Annotated in this window: 18 protein-coding genes; 7 read left to right on the top strand and 11 right to left on the bottom strand. The window is 62.7% G+C overall.

The window, feature by feature from the left end; all coding sequences use genetic code 11:
• Positions 1–499 precede the first annotated feature (499 nt).
• The 4 genes from uvrA (at position 500) to NKI64_RS19065 (ending at position 6,220) form a co-directional block, all read left to right on the top strand.
• The gene (uvrA, locus tag NKI64_RS19080) at positions 500–3,421 is read left to right on the top strand and encodes an excinuclease ABC subunit UvrA (protein WP_023736557.1); all 2,922 of its coding nucleotides are present in this window, start codon (positions 500–502) and stop codon (positions 3,419–3,421) included.
• Between the two features lie 34 nt (positions 3,422–3,455).
• Positions 3,456–3,920, top strand: a complete 465-nt coding sequence (locus NKI64_RS19075) for a GNAT family N-acetyltransferase (RefSeq protein WP_023688637.1) — start codon at positions 3,456–3,458, stop codon at positions 3,918–3,920.
• 28 nt (positions 3,921–3,948) lie between these two features.
• Positions 3,949–4,752: a DUF72 domain-containing protein gene (locus NKI64_RS19070; RefSeq protein WP_023670938.1), complete on the top strand. Its 804-nt coding sequence runs from the start codon at positions 3,949–3,951 to the stop codon at positions 4,750–4,752.
• 322 nt (positions 4,753–5,074) lie between these two features.
• Positions 5,075–6,220, top strand: coding sequence for a GGDEF domain-containing protein (locus NKI64_RS19065; RefSeq protein ID WP_023688638.1), 1,146 nt, complete (start codon positions 5,075–5,077; stop codon positions 6,218–6,220).
• 92 nt (positions 6,221–6,312) lie between these two features.
• Here the strand turns inward: NKI64_RS19065 and NKI64_RS19060 are convergent, their stop codons facing one another.
• From NKI64_RS19060 to urtA, 6 genes are all read right to left on the bottom strand, one after another.
• Positions 6,313–6,489 carry a hypothetical protein gene (locus NKI64_RS19060; protein ID WP_023670936.1) on the bottom strand — a complete coding sequence of 59 codons (177 nt, stop codon included), beginning with the start codon at positions 6,487–6,489 and terminating at the stop codon, positions 6,313–6,315.
• Between the two features lie 530 nt (positions 6,490–7,019).
• Entirely contained in the window at positions 7,020–7,715 is a 696-nt protein-coding gene (gene urtE, locus NKI64_RS19055) for an urea ABC transporter ATP-binding subunit UrtE (protein WP_023700798.1), read from the bottom strand.
• A 69-nt stretch (positions 7,716–7,784) separates the two neighbouring features.
• Positions 7,785–8,531 carry an urea ABC transporter ATP-binding protein UrtD gene (gene urtD, locus NKI64_RS19050; protein WP_023696501.1) on the bottom strand — a complete coding sequence of 249 codons (747 nt, stop codon included), beginning with the start codon at positions 8,529–8,531 and terminating at the stop codon, positions 7,785–7,787.
• Positions 8,532–8,535: 4 nt separating this feature from the next.
• Positions 8,536–9,768, bottom strand: coding sequence for an urea ABC transporter permease subunit UrtC (urtC, locus tag NKI64_RS19045; protein ID WP_023670933.1), 1,233 nt, complete (start codon positions 9,766–9,768; stop codon positions 8,536–8,538).
• The gene (gene urtB / locus NKI64_RS19040; RefSeq protein WP_023684622.1) at positions 9,765–11,381 is read right to left on the bottom strand and encodes an urea ABC transporter permease subunit UrtB; all 1,617 of its coding nucleotides are present in this window, start codon (positions 11,379–11,381) and stop codon (positions 9,765–9,767) included. Before urtB ends, urtC begins: the two co-directional genes overlap by 4 nt.
• A 112-nt stretch (positions 11,382–11,493) precedes the next feature.
• Positions 11,494–12,804, bottom strand: coding sequence for an urea ABC transporter substrate-binding protein (gene urtA / locus NKI64_RS19035; protein WP_023688643.1), 1,311 nt, complete (start codon positions 12,802–12,804; stop codon positions 11,494–11,496).
• A 312-nt stretch (positions 12,805–13,116) separates the two neighbouring features.
• On the opposite strand from urtA, the gene NKI64_RS19030 reads away from it, so the two are divergent.
• Positions 13,117–13,512 (top strand): hypothetical protein, encoded by a 396-nt coding sequence (locus NKI64_RS19030; protein WP_023688644.1) that lies wholly within the window; start codon positions 13,117–13,119, stop codon positions 13,510–13,512.
• A gap of 117 nt (positions 13,513–13,629) precedes the next feature.
• Positions 13,630–15,543 carry a PhoX family protein gene (locus NKI64_RS19025; RefSeq protein WP_023754911.1) on the top strand — a complete coding sequence of 638 codons (1,914 nt, stop codon included), beginning with the start codon at positions 13,630–13,632 and terminating at the stop codon, positions 15,541–15,543.
• Positions 15,544–15,605: 62 nt separating this feature from the next.
• On the opposite strand, the gene NKI64_RS19020 is transcribed toward NKI64_RS19025, so the two are convergent.
• The 3 genes from NKI64_RS19020 to NKI64_RS19010 all read right to left on the bottom strand — a co-directional run bounded on the left by NKI64_RS19020 (position 15,606) and on the right by NKI64_RS19010 (position 18,229).
• Entirely contained in the window at positions 15,606–17,177 is a 1,572-nt protein-coding gene (locus tag NKI64_RS19020) for a GMC family oxidoreductase (protein ID WP_023754912.1), read from the bottom strand.
• A 51-nt stretch (positions 17,178–17,228) separates the two neighbouring features.
• Positions 17,229–17,753 carry a twin-arginine translocation pathway signal gene (locus tag NKI64_RS19015; protein ID WP_023688647.1) on the bottom strand — a complete coding sequence of 175 codons (525 nt, stop codon included), beginning with the start codon at positions 17,751–17,753 and terminating at the stop codon, positions 17,229–17,231.
• Between the two features lie 80 nt (positions 17,754–17,833).
• On the bottom strand, positions 17,834–18,229 hold the full coding sequence (locus NKI64_RS19010; RefSeq protein WP_023684616.1) for a VOC family protein: 396 nt from the start codon (positions 18,227–18,229) through the stop codon (positions 17,834–17,836).
• Between the two features lie 220 nt (positions 18,230–18,449).
• On the opposite strand from NKI64_RS19010, the gene NKI64_RS19005 reads away from it, so the two are divergent.
• Complete coding sequence (locus tag NKI64_RS19005; RefSeq protein ID WP_023670924.1) at positions 18,450–18,752, top strand: ribbon-helix-helix domain-containing protein; 303 nt, start codon at positions 18,450–18,452, stop codon at positions 18,750–18,752.
• Positions 18,753–18,757: 5 nt separating this feature from the next.
• Here NKI64_RS19005 and NKI64_RS19000 read toward each other — a convergent pair whose 3' ends face one another.
• Together NKI64_RS19000 and cckA are read right to left on the bottom strand one after the other, a co-directional pair.
• The gene (locus NKI64_RS19000; protein ID WP_023815808.1) at positions 18,758–19,468 is read right to left on the bottom strand and encodes a purine-nucleoside phosphorylase; all 711 of its coding nucleotides are present in this window, start codon (positions 19,466–19,468) and stop codon (positions 18,758–18,760) included.
• 84 nt (positions 19,469–19,552) lie between these two features.
• On the bottom strand, positions 19,553–22,123 hold the full coding sequence (cckA, locus tag NKI64_RS18995; protein ID WP_023736553.1) for a cell cycle histidine kinase CckA: 2,571 nt from the start codon (positions 22,121–22,123) through the stop codon (positions 19,553–19,555).
• Positions 22,124–22,135 lie beyond the last annotated feature (12 nt).

Below are 22,135 nucleotides of genomic sequence, written 5' to 3'. Positions count from 1 at the left end.
TTGAAACTACCTGGCACTTATGCCCGCCGCGGCTCCACTAGCAGGTGGAGCCTCAAGGGACTATCCGGTGGCGTCATGCTCCGCTCCTATGTCCGTTGCGACTGGTGTCAATCCGAAGCACAAATCGCAAAAACCTGCGGCGTCTCGCAGGCCGCTATGGGCGGCGAGGCCATCAAAGACGGCCGGCTCCGTTGACTCCGGCAGAGTGCGCCCCTGATTCGACGGCGTCAACCTTGAATAGCCGGTTACGGAAAATGTGATCGTCGGGAGCTTACGTCAGGGTCAGTTTCTGAAACACCCTTGTCAGTTTCTGCACAGCTTTGTCAGGAGCGTGTTCGGTCTTTGTTCTTTCCGCTTGCCCGTTCGCGCGAAAGACGGTTAAACGGCTTTGGTCGAGAAGTGTGGCGTCTCTCGACGTGGCGGCAAAAATACCTACATAGGGAATGGCCGGGAAAACCCGCCGATCCCACTGACACCAGACCTGAGGCGGCGACCGGCGATGGCCGACCATAAATACCTTTCCATTCGCGGGGCACGCGAACACAACCTAAAGAATGTCGATCTCGACCTGCCGCGTGACAGCCTGATCGTCATGACCGGCCTGTCGGGCTCCGGCAAATCGTCGCTTGCTTTCGACACCATCTATGCCGAGGGCCAGCGCCGTTACGTCGAGAGCCTGTCGGCTTATGCGCGCCAGTTCCTCGAAATGATGCAGAAGCCGGATGTCGACCAGATCGACGGCCTGTCGCCGGCCATCTCGATCGAGCAGAAGACCACGTCGAAGAACCCGCGTTCGACGGTCGGCACCGTCACCGAGATCTACGACTACATGCGCTTGCTGTTCGCGCGCGTCGGCATCCCCTATTCGCCGGCGACCGGCCTGCCGATCGAGAGCCAGACGGTTTCACAGATGGTCGACCGGGTGCTGGCGGTCGAGGAAGGCACGCGCCTTTTCCTGCTGGCGCCGATCGTGCGCGGCCGCAAGGGTGAGTATCGCAAGGAACTGCTGGAGCTGCAGAAGAAGGGCTTTCAGCGCGTCAAGGTCGACGGCGTCTTCTATGAGATCGCCGATGTGCCGGCGTTGGACAAGAAGTACAAGCACGACATCGATGTCGTCGTCGACCGCATCGTCGTGCGCGGCGACCTGGCGACACGGCTTGCCGATTCCATCGAAACGGCGCTCAAGCTGGCGGAAGGGCTGGCGGTGGCCGAGTTCGCCGACCGGCCGCTCGACGCCAGCCAAACCGGCGAGGACTCGGTCAACAAATCGAAGAACGAGACGCATGAGCGCATCCTGTTCTCGGAAAAATTCGCCTGCCCGGTTTCCGGCTTCACCATTCCGGAGATCGAGCCCCGGCTGTTCTCGTTCAACAACCCGTTCGGCGCCTGCCCGACCTGCGACGGCCTCGGCAACCAGCGCGCCATCGACGCCAGCCTGATCGTGCCGGACGAAAACGTCTCGCTGCGCGACGGCGCCGTCAGCCCGTGGGCGAAGTCGACCTCACCCTATTACGCCCAGACGCTGGAAGCGCTGGGCAAAGCCTATGGCTTCAAGCTCGGCGACAAGTTCAAAGACCTGACCGAAGAGGCCAAGGAAGCCGTCCTGCGCGGCACCGGCGAGCGCGAGGTCACCTTCCAGTATGATGACGGCCTGCGCTCCTACAAGACGACCAAGACGTTCGAGGGCGTCATTCCCAATCTCGAACGGCGCTGGAAGGAAACCGAATCCGCCTGGATGCGCGAGGAGATCGAGCGCTTCATGTCGGCGACGCCCTGCCCGGTCTGCAAGGGTTACCGGCTGAAGCCGGAAGCGCTGGCGGTGAAGATCGCCGGCAAGCATATCGGCGAAGTCACAGAGCTGTCGATCCGCAAGGCCGACCAGTGGTTCACCGAACTGCCGCCACATCTCAACGACCAGCAGAACGAGATCGCGGTGCGCGTTCTCAAGGAAATCCGTGACCGCCTACGCTTCCTCAACGATGTCGGCCTCGACTATCTGACGCTGTCGCGCAATTCCGGCACGCTGTCGGGCGGCGAGAGCCAGCGCATAAGGCTGGCGTCGCAGATCGGCTCCGGCCTCACCGGCGTGCTCTATGTGCTGGACGAGCCGTCGATCGGCCTGCACCAGCGCGACAATGCCCGCCTGCTCGACACGCTCAAGCATCTGCGCGACATCGGCAACACGGTGATCGTCGTCGAGCATGACGAGGACGCCATCCTGCATGCCGATTATGTCGTCGACATGGGTCCGGCCGCCGGCATTCATGGCGGCGAGATCATCGCCCAGGGCACGCCGCAGCAGGTGATGGCCAATCCCAACTCGATCACCGGTAAATATCTGTCGGGCGCGCTCGAAGTCGCCACGCCCGGTGTCAGGCGCGAGGCCAAGAAAAACCGCCGGCTGAAGATCGTCGGCGCGCGCGGCAACAATCTCAAGAACGTCACTGCCGAAATCCCGCTCGGCACTTTTACCGCCGTCACCGGCGTGTCTGGCGGCGGCAAATCGACCTTCCTGATCGAGACGCTGTTCAAGGCGGCGTCGCGCCGCATCATGGGCTCGCGCGAGCATCCGGCCGATCACGACCGCATCGAGGGCCTCGAATTCCTCGACAAGGTCATCGACATCGACCAGTCGCCGATCGGCCGCACACCGCGTTCGAACCCGGCCACCTACACCGGCGCCTTCACACCGATCCGCGACTGGTTTGCCGGGTTGCCCGAGGCCAAGGCCCGCGGCTATCAGCCGGGCCGCTTCTCCTTCAACGTGAAGGGCGGCCGCTGCGAGGCCTGCCAGGGCGACGGCGTCATCAAGATCGAGATGCACTTCCTGCCCGACGTCTACGTCACGTGCGACGTCTGCCACGGCAAGCGCTACAACCGCGAGACGCTGGATGTCGTGTTCAAGGGCAAGTCGATCGCGGACGTCCTGGACATGACGGTCGAGGAAGGCGTCGATTTCTTTGCCGCCGTGCCCGGGGTGCGCGACAAGCTGGAGACGCTGAAGCAGGTCGGCCTCGGCTACATCCATATCGGCCAGCAGGCGACGACGCTGTCGGGCGGCGAGGCGCAGCGCATCAAGCTCGCCAAGGAATTGTCGCGCAAGGCGACCGGCAAGACGCTCTACATCCTCGACGAGCCGACCACCGGCCTGCACTTCCACGACGTCGCCAAGTTGCTGGAAGTGCTTCACGAACTGGTCGACCAGGGCAACACGGTGGTGGTCATCGAGCACAATCTCGAAGTCATCAAGACCGCCGACTGGGTGCTCGACCTCGGCCCCGAAGGCGGCGATGGCGGTGGCGAACTGGTGGCACAGGGCACACCGGAAGCCATCGTGCGCGAAAAGCGCAGCTACACCGGCCAGTTCCTGAAGGAGCTTTTGGAGCGGCGGCCCGGAGGCAAGCGCGAAGCGGCGGAGTAACTGACAGACCGGTCGGGCGCCTGGAGAGCTTTGAATGACAGTCCGACAGGCGCTTGCCGGTGATCTCGACGCAGTCGTCTCGCTGACGCAGACCGCCTATGAGCACTACACGCCCCTGTTAGGCGCGCCGCCGCTCCCAGTCACCGAGGACTATGCGCCACGCATCGAGCGTGGCGAGGTCTGGCTCTTGGAGAGCGGCGCGGAACTCGCCGGGCTGATCGTTATTGAGCGCCATCCCGATCATGCGATGATCTTCAGCGTCGCGGTCTCCCCCGCTTTCCAGGGCAGGAAACTCGGCACCGCGCTGCTCGACTTCGCCCAGGAACAGGCGCGGCTATGGGGGGTGCCGGAGGTGCGGCTCTACACCAATTCGCGCATGGAGCGGAACATCGAGATCTATACGGCCTATGGCTTCCACGAAACGGGCCGCCGAGCCAATCCCCACCGTCCCGGATGGACCGTGGTCGACATGATCAAACCGATTGGAAAAATAGCCTGACCGCATTTTTAGAACTGGGAGGAAGACGATGATCAGCCAAGGAACAATCCGCGCCGGGATGGGCGGCTGGACTTTCGAACCCTGGGATACGTCTTTCTACCCGGACAAGCTTTCCAAGGCCAAACAGCTAAGTTACGCCACCCGCCAGGTACCGAGCATCGAGGTCAATGGCACCTACTATTCCAGCTTCAAGGAGCCGACCTTCGTCAAATGGGCGGGCGAGGCGCCGGACGGTTTCGTCTATTCGCTGAAGGGCAATCGCTTCGTCACCAACCGGCGCGTGCTTGGCGAAGCCGGCGAGTCCATGACGCGCTTCCTCGGCTCCGGCATTGCCGCGCTGGGCGACAAGCTGGGCCCGATCCTTTGGCAGTTCGCGCCGACGAAAAAGTTCGACGCCGACGATTTCGAGGCCTTCCTGAAGCTGCTGCCGGAAAAGCAGGATGGCGTGGCGCTGCGCCATGCGCTGGAAGTGCGCAACGACAGTTTCAGCGTGCCGGAATTTGTGGGCCTGGCGCGCAAATACAAGGCGGCGATCGTCTATGCCGACCATGCCAAATATCCTGGTATCGCCGACATCACCGGCGATTTTATCTATGCGCGGCTGCAGACCGGCAGCGACGACAATCCGGATTGCTATACGCCGAAGGGCCTGGACGAATGGGCAGCGCGGGTGAAGACCTGGGCGCAAGGCAAGCAGCCGGCCGATCTGCGGCGCGCCGATCCGACTTTCGACGCGCCGGTGAAACCGCGCGACGTGTTCGTCTACTTCATCACCGAGGGCAAGGTGCGCGCGCCGTTCGGCGCCATGGCGCTGATGAAGCGAGTGAGCTGATCGGTTAAAGCGCGTCGCGCTGAAACGGATTCATACGGCGCGATTTAAGTCTTAAGTCTTTGTCTTGATGCATGCCGTTGTCCCAGAACCGCGGCACACTTCTGGGCGACATGCATTAGGAGCAATTCCAGGAAAAGTGCGGACCGGTTTTCCCGGAAATCCGGGTAGCGCTTTCCCTTGAAAAGGGTTTCAACCCAGAATTGCTACGATCAACAGAAGCGTGATAGCTTATGCGCATCGTAACCTTATCGATACCTCCTTCCTGCATAAATCCGGTGCGGGTCCTTTCTATAGGCCGGCCGCCGCGCGCAAGGACGAGGGCATGTCGCTCGACTACAGTTCCCTTCTGTTGGCTGTCGGGTTTTCCGCCGCTTGCCTCGGCCTGACGCTGTTCGGCATTTGGCTTACCGCGCGCTCGGAAAAATTCCTGCTGACCTGGGCGGTCAGCGTGCTTCTGATCGTCGCCGACGTCTTCGCCTACCAGGCCTATATCGACGCGCCCGGACGCCTGCTCGGCCTCGCCAGCTTCACGTTCCTGCTGCTCGGCTTCGCGACCATGCTGGGCGCTGCCCATCAGTTCACGACAGGGAGGTCACCGCTGCCCCGCATTGCTGTCGGCGCCGGCGTCTCGCTGGCAGTCGCCTTGCCGCCGATGGCGCTTGGCTATGACGGGCTGGGCTTCATGCTGGAGAATGCCTTCGCCGCGCTGCTTTTGTTTGCGACGGCCTATGAATACTGGAAGGGCCGCACCGAATTCCCTGCCCCGATCCTCGGCATTGCCGGGCTCTACACAGCCACCGCAATTTCCTTCGTGCTGTGCTCCGGTGCACTTGTCTGGGATGGCAGGCTGGTGCTTGGCCATGCGCCGAGCAACTGGGCCGAGGATTTCAGCCTCATCGTCGTCATCGCGTGCATGACCGGCATCGGCGCGCTCTCGCTGGCGCTCAACCAGGGACGCCTGGCGCAGTATCATCGCCGCGAAGCGCTGACCGATCCGCTGACCGGACTGCTCAACCGGCGCGCTTTGTTCGATCTGCACGGCAAAACACCTGTCCGGTCCTTCACCGCCGTGATCGTGTTCGATCTCGACGGCTTCAAGGCGATAAATGACGAGTTCGGCCATGCCACCGGCGACGAGGTGCTGAAACTGTTCGCCAAGGATTTGACCGCCAATCTCCAGCCGGGCGATGTCGCCGCGCGCATGGGCGGAGAGGAATTTGCATTGGTGCTCGATCGCACCTTGCCTGAAAAGGTGGAATTCATAGCCGAGCGGATCCGGGCCAGTTTTGCCATGCGCCGGATCGATACCGAGACCCGCCTGCTGTCCTGCACGGTCAGCGCCGGCTACGCCTTCGGCAGCGAGGGCGGCACCAAATTCGACAAGGTGCTCAGCGCCGCCGACAAAGCGCTTTACGGCGCCAAGCGCGGCGGCCGCAACCGTGTGCTCGCCTTCCGGCGCGCCGGGTAGGCTGGGCTGATATTCAGCCGGCCTGAACCTCACCACACGTAAAACAACACCCCAAAGCGCGTCGCATGAGGCCGTTCAGGCGCGACGCGCTTTTAGGCCGCTATGACGATCTCGTTGTAAGTGTCGAGGTCGACGTAGAAAACCTTGGTGATTTCGCCGATCAGCTCATCCTGCTGGTAGCCTTGCGAGCGCAGAATGTTGATGGCGGTGATGATGTCGACACGCTCTGTCAGCCGTCGTTTCTGGTGGTCCTCGACGAACCGTTCCATAGCCCATTCTCCTGGCAAGATTATCTGAACGCATTGACCGACAATCAGAACTGCGAGGGAAGCTAGGGTGGCTTGCTTGCGTGGAACTTGCAGGCTGAGCCAGCATATTCCCTCGATCTGCTACAGAACCAGACTGATACGGAAGCGGCCGACTCACCGAGGCCTAGGAAAGACTAGCATGTAGTATTCGGCGTGCCAGAGTGTGGCGGCCTCGGACGAAAGTCCGACGCAACGGGTGCGGACCTTCGCGACTTCATCATCCTTGGGCGTAGCGACGCGAAGCGGAGCGAAGACCCAGGGATCCATGCCGGGACGAAGAAGCGTCATTAACGGTGCAGAATGTGGAATGGCCAATGTGCCGCAGAAGCGATCTTGTTCTGCATCGCGGCACTCTTTGGCTGATGTCGCGGCATGGATTCTAGGGTCTGCGCGCGTCGCTCCGCTCCTTGCTCCGCCCTAGAATGACGAAGTGATTGTGGGCATTTCAGCCAATCTTCGACGTGTACGATCCGTGCAGCCGTCGACCTGCGTTAAACCGTCAGAAACTTCCTGACGTCCGCCCGGTCGAGATCTTCGGCCGGGCCGGTGTGGACGATCTGGCCGCGGTCCATGATGTTGACCTCGTCGGCGAGCTCGCGGCAGAAATCGAGATATTGCTCGACCAGAAGCACCGCAATGCCGGCCTGATCGCGCAAATAGCGGATGGCGCGGCCGATGTCCTTGATGATCGAGGGCTGGATGCCTTCGGTCGGCTCGTCGAGCACCAGCAGTTTCGGCCGCATGACGAGCGCCCGGCCGATGGCGAGCTGCTGCTGCTGGCCGCCTGAGAGATCGCCGCCGCGCCGCCCCAGCATCTGCTTCAGCACCGGAAACAGTTCGAAGACATGCGCCGGCACGTTGCGGTCGGCGCGCTTCAACGGCGCAAAGCCGGACTCCAGGTTTTCGCGCACCGTCAGCAGCGGAAAGATCTCCCTGCCCTGCGGTATGAATGCGATGCCCGACCGGGCGCGATCATACGCCGCGCTCCGGTCGAGCGCCTTCCCCTCGAAGGCAACGCTTCCGCTCGTCAGCCGGTGGTGGCCGACGATCGATCTCATCAAACTGGTCTTGCCGACGCCGTTGCGGCCGAGCACGCAGGTGATCTTGCCGGCACCCGCCGTCAGCGACACACCGCGCAACGCCTGAGCAGCGCCGTAATGGAGCGTGGCGTTGGAAACTTCAAGCATGTCAGCGCCTTCTCCAGAAGCGGAGGAACGAAAAGTCGAAGCGATGGAATTGCACCCGCCAGACCATGCTCATCTCCCGAGATAAACTTCGACGACCCGCTCGTCGGCCGAGACGAAATCGAGCGAGCCTTCCGACAGCACCGAGCCCTCATGCAGGCAGGTGACCTTGACGCCGAGTTCGCGCACGAAATGCATGTCGTGCTCGACGACGATGACCGAATGGTCGCGCGCTATGTCCTTGAGCAGCCGCGCGGTTTCCTCGGTCTCGGCATCGGTCATCCCTGCGACCGGCTCGTCAACCAAAAGCAGCTTCGGGTCCTGCGCCAGCAGCATGCCGATCTCCAGCCACTGTTTCTGGCCATGGCTGAGATTGGCTGCCAGATCGTGGCGCTTGTCGCCCAGCCGGATGATGCCGAGGATGTCGTCGATCTGTCTGGCTTCGGCGGCCGAGCGGCGATGGAACAGCGCCGGAAAGATCGAGCGCGGGCCCTTCAGCGCCAGCATCAGATTGTCTTCGACGCTGTGGCTTTCGAAGACGGTCGGCTTCTGGAATTTGCGGCCGATGCCCATCATGGCGATCTCCGCCTCGTCGTGCCGGGTCAGATCGACCTGGCCGTCGAAGAACACTTCGCCCTCGTCGGGCCGGGTCTTGCCGGTGACGATGTCCATCATCGTCGTCTTGCCGGCGCCGTTGGGACCGATGATGGCGCGCATCTCGCCCTTGTCGAGCACCAGCGACAGATTGTTGATGGCGCGGAAACCGTCGAAGGAGACCGAGACGCCGTCGAGATAGAGGATGGTGTTGGACTTCGACATCGCTCTATTCCGCCGGCTGCGGTTCAGGCCCGGACGCGGACCAGGCACCGGGCGTTGTTGCTGCGCTGCGCACGATCTTCGATGGCGGCGGGGCATCAGGGTCTGTGCCCGCTTCCTCTGCAATCGCTGCAGCCCGCATCGCCCGAGCGTTACCGCGCCAGGAATCCCACATGCCGACGATGCCCTTGGGCAGGAACAGGGTTACGGCGACGAACAGGCCGCCGAGCGCAAACAGCCAGAACTCCGGCAGCAGGCCGGTGAACCAGGATTTGCCGGCATTGACCAGCAGCGCGCCGACGATCGGGCCGACAATGGTGCCGCGCCCACCGACGGCTGCCCAGATCACGACTTCGATGGAATTGGACGGCTCGAATTCGCCGGGATTGATGATACCGACCTGCGGCACATAGAGCGCGCCGGCGATGCCGGCCATGACAGCCGAGACGGTGAAGGCAAACAGCTTCACGTTCTCCGCCCGCCAGCCGAGGAAGCGGGTGCGGCTCTCGGCGTCGCGCACCGCCATTAGCAGCTTGCCGTATTTGGAGCCGACGATCGCCCAGGTGATGAAGACGGCGAGCGCGAGTATGATGGCGCTGGCGGCAAACAGGGCCGAGCGGGTGGCGTCGGCCTGCACGTTGAAGCCCAGAATATCCTTGAAATCGGTCAAGCCGTTGTTGCCGCCGAAACCCATGTCGTTGCGGAAGAAGGCGAGCAGCAGCGCGTAGGTCATCGCCTGGGTGATGATGGAGAGATAGACGCCGGTGACGCGGCTGCGAAAGGCGAACCAGCCGAAGACGAAGGCGAGCAGGCCGGGCACCGCCAGCACCATGATGGCGGCGAACCAGAAGTGGTCGAAACCGGTCCAGAACCAGGGCAATTCCTTGTAGTTCAGGAACACCATGAAATCGGGCAGGATCGGATTGCCGTAAACGCCGCGCGAGCCGATCTGGCGCATGAGGTACATGCCCATCGCATAGCCGCCGAGGGCGAAGAAGGCGCCATGGCCGAGCGAGAGGATGCCGCAATAGCCCCAGACGAGATCGAGCGCCAAGGCAAGCAATGCATAGCAGAGGTACTTGCCCGTCAACGCGACGATGTAGGACGGAATATAGAACGCGCTTTGCGGCGACACTGCGAGGTTGAGCAGCGGCACGATAATGGCGGCCGTCAGCAGGATGAAAATAGTGATGGCGATGCGACGGTCGGCACCCGCGGCGAAGAAGCGTCCCGTGATCATGTTTCCACCGCCCTGCCCTTGAGCGCGAACAGGCCGCGCGGGCGCTTCTGGATGAACAGGATGATCAGCACCAGCACGACGATCTTGCCGAGCACCGCGCCAGCATAGGGTTCGAGAACCTTGTTGACGATGCCGAGCGAGAAGGCGCCGACCAGCGTGCCCCAGAGATTGCCGACGCCGCCGAAGACCACGACCATGAAGCTGTCGATGATGTAGCCGCGGCCGAGATTGGGCGAGACATTGTCGATCTGGCTGAGCGCGACGCCGGCAATGCCGGCAATGCCGGAGCCGAGCGCAAAGGTCAGCGCATCGACCCAAGGCGTCCTGATGCCCATCGAGGCGGCCATGCGGCGGTTGGCGGTGACGGCGCGCATCTGAAGGCCCCAGGGCGTGCGCTTCATAACAAAGAGCAGCACGCCGAAGACGGTGAGCGCGAAGACCAGGATCCAGAGGCGGTTCCAGGTGACGGCGAGTTGGCCGACATCGAACGATCCCGACATCCAGGAGGGGTTGCCGACCTCCTGGTTGGTCGGTCCGAAGATCGAGCGCACCGCCTGCTGCAGGACAAGCGAGACGCCCCAGGTTGCGAGCAGCGTTTCCAGCGGCCGGCCGTAGAGGAAACGGATGACGCCGCGCTCGATGATCAGGCCGACGGAAGCGGCAACCAGGAAGGCGAGCGGCAGCGCGATCACCAGCGACCAGTCGAACAGGCCGGGGAACGAGGTTCGGATCACCTGCTGGACGACGAAGGTGGTGTAGGCGCCGAGCATCACCATCTCGCCATGCGCCATGTTGATGACGCCCATGACGCCGAAGGTGATGGCGAGGCCGATGGCGGCCAGCAGCAGCACCGAGCCAAGCGAGATGCCGTACCATATGTTCTGGCCGGCATCCCACAGCGCCAGGCTCGAATTGATGCTGGCGATTGCCGCCGTCGCGGCATCCTTGACCGCGCCTTGCGCATTGGCCTCGACCGCGGTGAGCAGCGAGACCGCGTCGCGGTCGCCGCGCGCGCCGATCAGGGCAATGGCGGCAAGCTTGTCGGCCTCCGGCTTGTCGGAGACCAGCACCGATGCCGCGCGCGCCTGTTCGAACAATGCCTTGACCTTGGCGTCGGTCTCGGCGGCGATGGCTGCATCGAGCGGCTCGATATTGGCGGCATCGGGGGTCTTGAACATGGTGTCGGCGGCGGCGATGCGGACAGAAGGATCTTTCGCGCGCAACGTCAGCGTTCCCAGTGCATCTCGGATGACACGACGCAGCGTGTTGTTGACCTTGATCTTCGTGATGTCGGCCTTGGGGGCGTCGCCGGCTTTCTCGCCACTCAGCGGGTCGAGCAGCGTGACGCTGTCGGCGGCCTCACTGCCGACGAAGACGGCTGAATCGGCTTTACGGATGTAAAGGTTGCCTTCGGCGAGCGCTGCAAGCGGGCGCTCGACCAGCGGATCGCCGGTGGCGGCAAGTTCGCGCACGACGGCCTCAGTGGCGGCAAAGCCCGTGCCCGTGGCGAATTTGGCGACGATGGCGCGCAGATCGGCTTCGGCTGCGTTCGACGGCAATAGGCTTGCCACCAGGAACACCAGCATGAGGCCGAGAGTGCGCAACAGGATCATCCGTTCAGATACTCTTCTGTGGGGAAATTCCGCGTCCGGGCGGGCTGAAGCGCCCGGACGCTTGGCGGTACCGATCGTGGACGCGTCCACGATCGGTCGGCCCCGGGAGGGATCAGTTCGTGCCCTTGCCGCCGCATTTGCCGGTGGCAACGTTGAAGTTGCCGCAGGACAGAGGCGCGCGCCAATCCGAAATCAGGTCCTTGGAATCGGGCAGATAGTCGGACCATTCGTCGCCCATCACGAGGCCGGGCGTCTGCGACACGGTCTCGAACTGGCCGTCGGCCTGGATCTCGCCGATCAGCACCGGCTTGGTGATGTGATGGTTCGGCATCATGGTCGAATAGCCGCCGGTGAGGTTCGGCACGGACACGCCGACCATGGCGTCGATGACCTTGTCGGGATCGGTGGTGCCGGCCTTTTCGACCGCCTTCACCCACATGTTGAAGCCGATATAGTGAGCTTCCATCGGGTCGTTGGTGGTGCGCTTGTCATTCTTGATGAACTTGTGCCAGTCGGCGATGAACTTCTTGTTTTCGGGTGTGTCGACGCTCTCGAAATAGTTCCAGGCAGCGAGATGGCCGACCAGCGGCGCGGTATCGAGACCGGCCAGTTCTTCCTCACCGACCGAAAAGGCCATGACCGGGATGTCCTCGGCCTTGATGCCCTGGTTGCCGAGTTCCTTGTAGAACGGAACGTTGGCGTCGCCATTGACGGTCGAGACGACGGCGGTCTTCTTGCCGGCCGAGCCGAATTTCTTGATTGCGGAGACTTCGGTCTGCCAGTCGGAGAAGCCGAACGGCGTGTAGTTGACCATGATGTCTTCGGCGGCGACGCCCTTGGCCTTCAGATAGGCCTCGAGGATTTTGTTGGTGGTTCGGGGATAGACGTAGTCGGTGCCTTCCAGCACCCAGCGCTTCACCGAGCCACCGTCCTCGCTCATGAGATAATCGACAGCGGGAATCGCCTGCTGGTTCGGGGCGGCGCCGGTGTAGAACACGTTGCGCTCGCTTTCCTCGCCCTCATACTGGACGGGGTAGAACAGGATGTTGTCGAGTTCCGAGAACACCGGCAACACCGATTTGCGCGACACCGAGGTCCAGCAGCCGAACACGGCGGCGACCTTGTCCTTCGAGATCAGCTCGCGCGCCTTTTCGGCAAAGAGCGGCCAGTTGGAGGCCGGATCGACAACGACCGCCTCGAGCTTCTTGCCGAGCAGACCGCCCTTGGCATTCTGCTCTTCGATGAGCATCAGCATGGCGTCTTTCAGCGTCGTCTCCGAAATCGCCATGGTCCCCGATAGCGAATGCAGAATGCCGACCTTGATCGTGTCTTCGGCGGCCTGGGCCGGAGACGACATCGACAGGCCGGCGGCGACCACGCCGGCCGAAAACATTTTTGTTATTGTGGAGAAATTACCCCTCATACCGAAGACTCCCAAGCTGTTTGATTGCACCGCGATAATGCAATGCAACTGCCGTGCCAAACGCAAAGGCGCCGCTCACGAAGATGGAATAGCCGAGCGTTATCAGCCGGTTGGTATATTAGCCTCGAGAAAACAGTGGTAGCCGGCGAAAATTGATTGAGGCAAATTTGCGCAGCGCACATGGCTTTTGCCTAATTTTTGCCCAATTGAGACAAATGCCTAGTTTTTGATCTCCGGCCGTGTGTTCCGGGCTAACAATGTTGCGGTACCGCGCAAAAATAGGGCAAGCTCGCCCTTCAAAAGAGTGACGTCATGACATCTCGCACCTCATGCATTTCCGGCATCCTGCTGCTGATGGCAACGAGCGGCGCCGCGCGCGCCGATTTCAGCGAGGGCAAGCTTCCGGACGGCACCTATCATTGCGAGGTCTATTTGCTCGGCGCCTTCCTCAACCTCGGCGACATCACTATCAAGGGCAATGTCTATAGTGGTCCGGTGACATTCGGCACCGCGACGCAAGGCTACAACTATCAGATGAATGCCAATGGCGAGATCACCTGGCTCGGGCCGCTGGGCGGCTATACCACCGGTGGCAACTCCGTCTCCATGACACAGGCAACACTGGACGGCGAGACCGCCCCGTCATTCGACATCATTCTGAAGCAGCCCGACGGCGCCTTCACCGCCTCGACCTGCACCAAGGGCTGAGCGATGCGTAGTGCCGCGCCCAGTTGCGGCAAAACCTTCCTCTTATGTCATGTGAATGTTGCCTAGGCAGACTAGGGCAACGGTGCGCCGTAACATCCACCCTGAGAGGCAGACACCATGGCCAATGCACCGTCTTCATCCTCCCCCGTCATCCGCGAAATCATTGCCGAGCGCGTCTCGCGCCGGTCTCTTTTGAAAGGCAGCCTCGCCTCCGGCGCGCTGATTGCCGGCGGCAGCTTTGTCGGCTCCTTGTTTGCCGGCGAAACGCATGCCGCCACAGCGCAGTCGACGCTCGGCTTTCCCGAGCTGAAACGGGTCTACGGCAAGACCCATGCCGCCGCCGAAGGCTATGAGACGACCATCGTCGCGCGCTGGGGCGACCCGCTTGCAGCCGGCCTCGCCGAATTCGACGGCAACAAGGTCGCGGCGGAGGAACAGGAAAAGCGCTTCGGCTACAATTGCGACTACATCGCCTTCATGCCGCTGCCCAAGGGCACGGTGAATTCCGATCATGGCCTGCTCTGCGTCAACAACGAATACATCTCGCCCAATGTGATGTTTCCGGGGATGACCGAGGGCGATGCCGGCAAGACGATGACCAGGGAACAGGTCGATCTCGGCATGGCCGCGATGGGCCATTCGATCGTCGAGGTGCAATTGAAGGACGGCAAGTGGGCAAGCGTGGCGGACAGCCCGCTCAACCGCCGCATCACCGCCAACACCGAAATGACCGTTTCCGGACCGGTTGCCGGCCATGCGCTGATGAAAACTTCGGCCGACCCGACTGGCACGAAAGTGCTCGGCACCAGCTATAATTGCAGCGGCGGTTTCACCCCCTGGGGTACGGTGCTGACCTGCGAGGAAGGCGTGTCCGACATTTTCGGCGGCGACCCGAAAAAGGCGCCGACTGCCGACCTGCTCGACCGTTACGGCTTCGACGGCTCCGACATCTATGGCCGCGGCCGCTTCCATGACCGCTTCAACCTCGACAAGGAACCGAACGAGGCCAACCGCTTCGACTGGGTGGTCGAGATCGACCCTTACGATCCTCAGTCCAGGCCGGTGAAGCGCACGGCACTTGGCCGCATGTCGCATGAGGCCTCGACCGTGGTCCTCAACAAGGACGGCCGCGTTGTCGTCTATATGGGTGACGACGACTATTTCGAATATATGTACCGCTTCGTCTCGGCCAAGGCCTATGACAAGGCCAACCCGGCCTCCGGCGCCGATCTGCTCGACGATGGCGTGCTGTCGGTCGCCCGCTTCGATGCCGATGGCTCGATGACGTGGCTGCCGTTGGTGCACGGCCAGGGCAAGCTTACCGTCGAGAACGGTTTTGCCGACCAGGCCGAGGTGCTGTTGAAGACGCGGTTTGCGGCAGATGCGCTCGGCGCCACGCCGATGGACCGGCCCGAGGACATCGAGACCAATCCGGTGACCGGCCGCGTCTATGCGGTGATGACCAAGAACAAGAAGCGCGACCAGTCAAAGGTCAATCCGGCCAACACGCGGCCGGAAAATCTCTGGGGCCATATTGTCGAACTGATCCCGCCCGGCGGCCGCGGCGCGGACGCCGACCACACGGCCGAAAACTATGCCTGGGACCTGTTCGTGCTCTGCGGCAATCCCAGGGATGCCAAGGTCGGCGCCACCTTCCATCCGGATACGTCGGACAATGGCTGGTTCGTCTGCCCCGACAACATCACCTTCGATCCGGCCGGGCGGCTGTGGGTGGCGACGGACGGCGCCAATGATTTCGACCTGCCGGACGGCGTCTATGGCGTCGACACCGAAGGTGCGGCGCGCGGCCTGCCGAAGCTGCTGTTCACCTGCCCGCACGGCGCCGAAGCGACCGGCCCGTGCTTCACGCCGGACGGCTCGACTTTGTTCCTGTCGGTGCAGCACCCTGCGGAAGATGCAGAGACGCTCGACAAGGCGCAGACGCTGTGGCCCGACTTCAGGGATGGCCAATTGCCGCGGCCGTCCGTCGTCGCCATCCGCCGCAAGGACGGACAGCCGGTCGGCGCATAGTGTCCTAGGGAAAAGGGCGGAACGCGCCATGCGCGTTCCGCGTAGCGATCCGGGAGGACGGCTCAGATCGTCTTGGCCGACATTTGCGAAGCGATGTATTCGGCCTGGCGGATAGCCAGCGACACGATCGTCAGCGTCGGATTTTCAGCCGCACCGGTGGTGAACTGGCTGCCGTCCGACACGAACAGGTTTTTGATGTCGTGCGCCTGGCCGTGCTTGTTGACGACGCCGTCTTCCGCCTTTTCACTCATCCGGTTGGTGCCGAGATTGTGGGTTGAGGGATAGGGCGGCGTCGGGAAGGAGCGCGTCGCGCCGACCGCATCATAAAGCGCTGTGGCCTGCTTGTAGGCATGGTTGCGCATCGCCGTGTCGTTGGGATGATCATCGAAATGCACGTCGGCGATCGGCATGCCGTGCGCGTCCTTCTCGTCCTTGTGCAGCGTGACGCGGTTTTCCGCGCGCGGCATGTCCTCGCCGACGATCCACAGGCCAGCCATGTGATCATAGTGGTCGAGCGCGGTGGTGAAGGAACGGCCCCAGCCGCCGGGATTGAGGAAGGCGGCCATGAAGGGCAAGCCGAGCGACAGCGTCTCGAATTCATAGCCGCCGACAAAGCCGCGTGAGGGATCGTGCCGCGCCTCGTCGCGGATAATGCCGGCCATGGTGGTGCCGCGATACATATGCACCGGTTGGTCGAAGATGGCGTAGACCGAACCGGTGGTGTGGCGCATGTAGTTCTTGCCGACCTGCCCCGACGAATTGGCAAGCCCTTGCGGAAACTTCGCTGACTCGGAGTTTAGCAGCAGGCGCGGGCTTTCGATCGAGTTGCCGGCGACGGCGACAATGCGGGCCTTCTGTTCCTGCAGCTTGCCGTCCTTGTCGGCATAGACGACGCCGGTCACCTTGCCTGAGGCGTCGTGGTTGATCTTGATCGCCATGGCATTCGGCCGGACTTCGAGATGGCCGGAGGCCTCGCCCTTGGGGATCTCGGTATAGAGCGTCGACCATTTGGCGCCCCATTTGCAGCCCTGGAAGCAGAAGCCGGTCTGTTGGCAGGAGTTCCGGTCATCACGCTCGACCGAATTGATTGCCATGTTGCCGGTATGACATTCCTTGTAGCCGAGCTTGTCGGCGCCGGCCTTGAGCACCTTGAAATTGTTGTTGCCGGGCAGCCGCGGCCAGCCATTGGTGCCGGTGACGCCCATCTTGGCTTCCGCCTTGGCGTAGTACGGCTCCATCTCGGCCAATGTGACCGGCCAGTCCAGCAGGTTGGCGCCTTCCAGCTTGCCGTAGGTCGAGAGCGTCTTGAACTCATGCTCCTGGAAGCGCAGCGAGGCGCCGGCCCAGTGCGTGGTCGAGCCGCCGACCGATTTGACTATCCAGGCCGGCAAATTGGGGAAATCCTTCGACACCCGCCAGTCGCCGGACGTCGTGCGCTTGTCCGTCCAGGCGAGTTGGCTGAAGGAACCCCACTCATCATTGATGAAATCCTCGTATTCGTGGCGCGCGCCGGCCTCGAGGATGACGACATCGACGCCTTTCTGGGCGAGTTCGTTGCCGAGCGTGCCGCCGCCGGCGCCGGAGCCGACGATCACGACCACGCCATCGTTGTTGAGATCAAATGAAGCTGCCATGGTTTCCTCCCATGAATTCCTGTTTGCCGGGTTTCAGAACGACGGAAGGGCTCAGAGCCACTCTATGTCGTCGAAACCGCGCGCGATGTAGCCGCCCTTGGAGTAGGATTCGCCCTCGTAGCCGAAGATCGGCCACACCTCCTGCTGGTTGTAGAGGCTGACGACGAGGCCGCCGCGGATGGACTGGAAGAACGGCGTCGCGTCGATCTGCTGCAGCACGGCGACGCGCTGCTCCTCCCAGCCGAGGCCGCGATAGCCGCCCTCGCCCGACTTCTTGTCGAGGTCGGCGATGCCGTCTTCGATCATCGTCTTGTAGGCAGCGTCCTTGCCGGCCTGCTCGTCATGGCCTTTTACGGCGATGGCGTAGTATTTGTCGGGCACCTGATCGTGCGGATAGATGTCGCGCGCCATCTGGATCAGCGTCGCCATGGTTTCGGGCTTGAGCGCCGATGTCTCGAGCCCCCAGGCATTTTCAGGGCTGATGACGGCGCTGCCGGAAATGACGAGCAACGCGCCGATGCCGCCGCGTTTGAGAAGTTCACGACGTGAGAGCCTCGCGTCATAGATCGTGACCATTTGTTCCTCCCTGCTTGCTGTTTGCGCCCTTGAACAGCGCCGTTGCTGGCGCCGCGCGGCTGAATGCGGCTGATAATCCCCTACTGGAAGCGCCCTCCACGCTGCAGAACCTCGATCTTGTAGCCGTCGGGGTCCTCGATGAAGAAAAAGCGGGCGATCAGCGATCCGTCGCGGTTGAATTCGACGATCTTCTTGGGGTTGAGGCCGAGCGCGCCGATCCGGTCGTGTTCGCTGTCGAGATCGGACACCGAGACCGCCAGATGGCCGTAACCGTCGCCAAGCCCATAAGGCTCGGTGCGGCCCTTGTTCACGGTGAGTTCGAGCTCGAACCCCGTTTCGGCGTTGGCAAGGTAAATCAGCGTGAATGTCTCGAAATCCAGCCTGTCGGCGACGTCGAGCCCGAAAGCGTTTCTGTAGAAATCGACGGATCTGGCCTCTTGGAGAACCCGGATCATTGAATGGATTGCCTTCGCCAAATCAGTCTCCGCCGCTGCATGTTGGAGGCGATTATGGGCGGCACGCGCGAAAGGTGGTGGCAGCCGGTTACCACGGCTAAATTTGCAATCGCTGCTATGCCTGCGCCTAAAGACGAAAGTCCGATTGCCGATTCGGCCCACAAGGCCGAACATGCAGGGACAACCACAACTTGAAGGCGCGACACGCTGCGCCCAAAACCAACAATATCGGGAGGTAAGGATGTGCAGGGTTTTTGCCGGGCAGGATCCGGAAGGCTATCGACAGATCAACCGGTCGATCCGCATCGACGGTCACTCTACGAGTATCCAGCTTGAAGGAACGTTCTGGGCGCTGCTTGACGAAATTGCCGACAGCCAGGGCCTGACGACGCCGAAGTTCATCTCAAAACTCTATGACGAGGCGATCGAGATCAACGGCGCCATTCCCAACTTCGCGTCAATGCTGCGTACCACCTGCGCGCTCTATCTGCGCGGTCACCGGCCAGACATGGATGAGCTGACGCCGAAGCGCGAAGCGGCCTGAGGAAGCTAGCCTTCCGCCGCAACGTCGAGCCCGAGCCGCGCCATATCGGTGAACAGCGCCTGACGTTCGGAATAGGCAGTCTGTTCGCCGGTCACGATGTTGTCGACGACGGTCAGCAGCGACAGCGCGCGGGCGCCGAAATGCGCCGCGATTCGGTAGAGTGCGCTGGTTTCCATATCGACAGCGAGAGCGCCAAGCGCCTGCGCTTCGGCAAAGCGGTCGCGCCCTTCAGGGTGGTAGAAGACATCGCTGCAGATGGTCAGCCCGGCCTGGTGGCCAATGCCGAGCTGGGCGGCGCAGGCCAAAGCGTGGGCGAACAGGCCGGGATCGGGCCGGGCTGCAGCATCGTAGAGGCCGAAGACCTGGCCGCTTTGGTCGCTTTCGGCGCGCACCGACTGCGAGATCACCAAGGAGCGCAGCGGCACGCGGGGTGTCAGGCCGCCGCAAGTACCTGTGCGGATCAGCGTTTTGACGCCGTGAACATCCAGGAGTTCATGCACATAGACCAGGAAGGACGGGACACCGATGCCGGTGGCCTGGATGCTGATGGGACGGCCGCGATAGAGACCGGTGAAGCCGAGTGCGCCCCGGCGGCGGTTGACGCAGCGCGGCGCCTCAAGAAATGTCTTTGCCATCCACTCGGCGCGTTGCGGATCGCCCGGCAACAGCACCGTTGCGGCATAGTCGCCCCTGGCAGCCTCGTTGTGCGGCGTCACGACATGCTCCCCAAAACCCGCCGCCCGTTTCGCCTGCAATCATGGCAGTGTCACGTCATTGCGCAAGCTTTGAATTAGGGCGCCCTAGGACTCCAATACATCCTTGACCACGGTGGCCAGTTGCTTGAGGGAGAACGGCTTCGGCAGGAAGCCGAATTGCGCGTCCGGCGGCAGGTTTCTGGCGAAAGCGTCTTCGGCATAGCCGGACACGAAGACGAACTTGATGTCGGGCTGGCGCTTGCGCAGTTCGCCGAGCAGCGTCGGTCCGTCCATTTCCGGCATCACCACGTCTGACACGACGATATCGACCTTGCCGCCGAGCGCTTCGAAGACTTCCAGCGCCTCGACGCCCGAGGAGGCCTCATGGACGGTATAGCCGCGCGAGGTCAGCGCCCGCGAGCCGCCCATGCGCACGGCGTCTTCATCCTCGACGAGGAGCACAGTGGCCGAGCCCGACAGGTCCTTGGCGCTGTCGGCGGCTTTCACCGGCGCAGCCGGCGCCTCGCTGACGTCGCCGGGCTTTTTCGCCTCCACGATATGGCGCGGCAGGAAGATGCGGAAGGTCGAACCCTTGCCGACTTCGGAATCGCAGAAGATGAAACCGCCGGTCTGCTTGATGATGCCATAGACCATCGACAGGCCAAGGCCGGTGCCTTTGCCGACTTCCTTGGTGGTGAAGAACGGCTCAAAAATCTTCTTCAGCACGTCCGGGGCAATGCCCGAGCCGCTATCCTCGACCTCGACCACGACATAGTCGGCAGGCGTGAGCTCGCGGTAGGAGAAGCTCTTGCATTGTTCGGCGGTGACGTTGCGGGTGCGCACGGTGAGGTCGCCGCCGGCCGGCATGGCGTCGCGCGCGTTGACGGCCAGGTTGACCACCACCTGCTCGAACTGGCCGATATCGACCTTGACCGGCCACAAATCGCGGCCGTGGTCGACCTTCAGCTTGATCTCGTTGCCAACCAGGCGGGCAAGCAGCATCCGGAGATCGGCAAGCACGTCGGTCAGGTTCAGCACTTCCGGCCGCAATGTCTGCTTGCGCGAGAAGGCGAGCAACTGCCGCACCAGCGAGGCCGCCCGGTTGGCATTCTGCTTGATGTTCATGATGTCGGGGAAGGACGGGTCCGACGGCCGGTGATTGGTCAGCAAAAGATCCGACGCCATAATGATGGCGGTCAGCACATTGTTGAAGTCGTGGGCGATGCCGCCGGCGAGCTGTCCGACCGCCTGCATCTTCTGGCTCTGCGCCATCTGGCCCTCGAGCGCCTTCTGCTCGGTGGTCTCGACGGCATAGACGATAGCCGATTCCTCGGCGCCCTCGCCGGTGCCGTCGGCGACGGCGTTGACGTAGAAGCGGATGTGACGCTCCTCATTGCCGGGCAGCAGCGTGTCGATCGGCTCGATGTCGGCCTGCCTCAGCCGCGCCTTCTCGAAGGCGGCGGCAAAGGCCGGCCGGTCGCGCTCATGGATCACGGTGTCCAGCCGCACGCGGCGGTCAACCGCGTCGCCGTCGACGACGGAGGAAAACAGCGACAGGAACGGCGCGTTGGTGCGCAGGATGCGGCCGCCATTGTCGACGGCGGCAATGGCCATCGGCGTCGAATTGAAGAAGCGAGTGAAGCGTACCTCCGAAGCCCGAAGATCGGCCGATGCGTCCTCGCCCTGGGTGCGGTTGAGCACGATGGTGCGGGTGGGACCGTTGGTCCCCTCGCGGCTGGCCGAGACCCGATGCATGAAGCGCACCGGCAGCGCCTCGCCGGTCGTCGTCGTAAGATCGAGATCGAGGACGGCGTTGCGGGTGGTGCCGGGATCGGCCTTGACCGAGCGCACCAGCGCCATGCCGTCGCCGGCGACGATTTCCGGGAGTGTCACGGCGCCAGGGGTGAAGCTCGCCAGATCGATGCCCAGCCATTCGGCGAGCGTGGCGTTGATGTAGGTGACACGGCCTTCCTGGTCGGCCGAGAAGAAACCGGCCGGCGCATGGTCGAGATGGTCGATGGCCTTCTGCAAGTCGAGGAAGAAACGCTCCTGCTCGGCCCGTTCCTGCGAGATATCGGCAAGCTGCCAGGCAAGCATCGGCAGGCGCTGACCGGGAACGCTGAAGGTCCGGGCCCGCGCCCGGTACCAGCGCGCGCCGGGTTCGGCGCCCGGCCGGATCGACTGTGCTAGCCGGAACTCACCGTCGCCGGCCTGGCCATCGCGCAAGCCCGAGGCCAGCCGGTATATGGTCACCGAAGCTTCGGGGACATCGGAAAGCAGGCCTTCGACCGTCTTCAGATCGGCGGCCGACGCAGCACCGGTCATCTCGGCGTAGGCCCGGTTGGCGTAGACGACGCGGCCCTTGGTGTCGGTGACGATCAGGCCCTGCGACATCGAATCGACGAAGGCCTTCGACAGTTCGTCCCCGGTCGAACGCGGCGCGATCTGCACGAAGCCGATGGCCGTGGCGAACAGGAAGCCGACGCCGATCATGGCAAGCACGCCCAGCATGCCGAGCAGGAACGGATCGCCAAGACGCTCGCGGAAAATGCCGAAAACGATTGCGGCCCCGGTCAGGACGATGATGAACACGATGAGCCGGGTAACCGCGCCTGGCCGCGTGTTCTGATCGACGATCGGTACCGGATAGAAATCGCCGCGCGTTTCCCTGGCCATATGCCCCCTGCT

This window comes from Mesorhizobium sp. M0478 (genome assembly GCF_040321305.1).
Classification (GTDB): Bacteria; Pseudomonadota; Alphaproteobacteria; order Rhizobiales; family Rhizobiaceae; genus Mesorhizobium.
The sequence above is the reverse complement of the archived record's forward strand: the minus strand, read 5'-3'. Positions and strand labels throughout refer to the sequence as shown.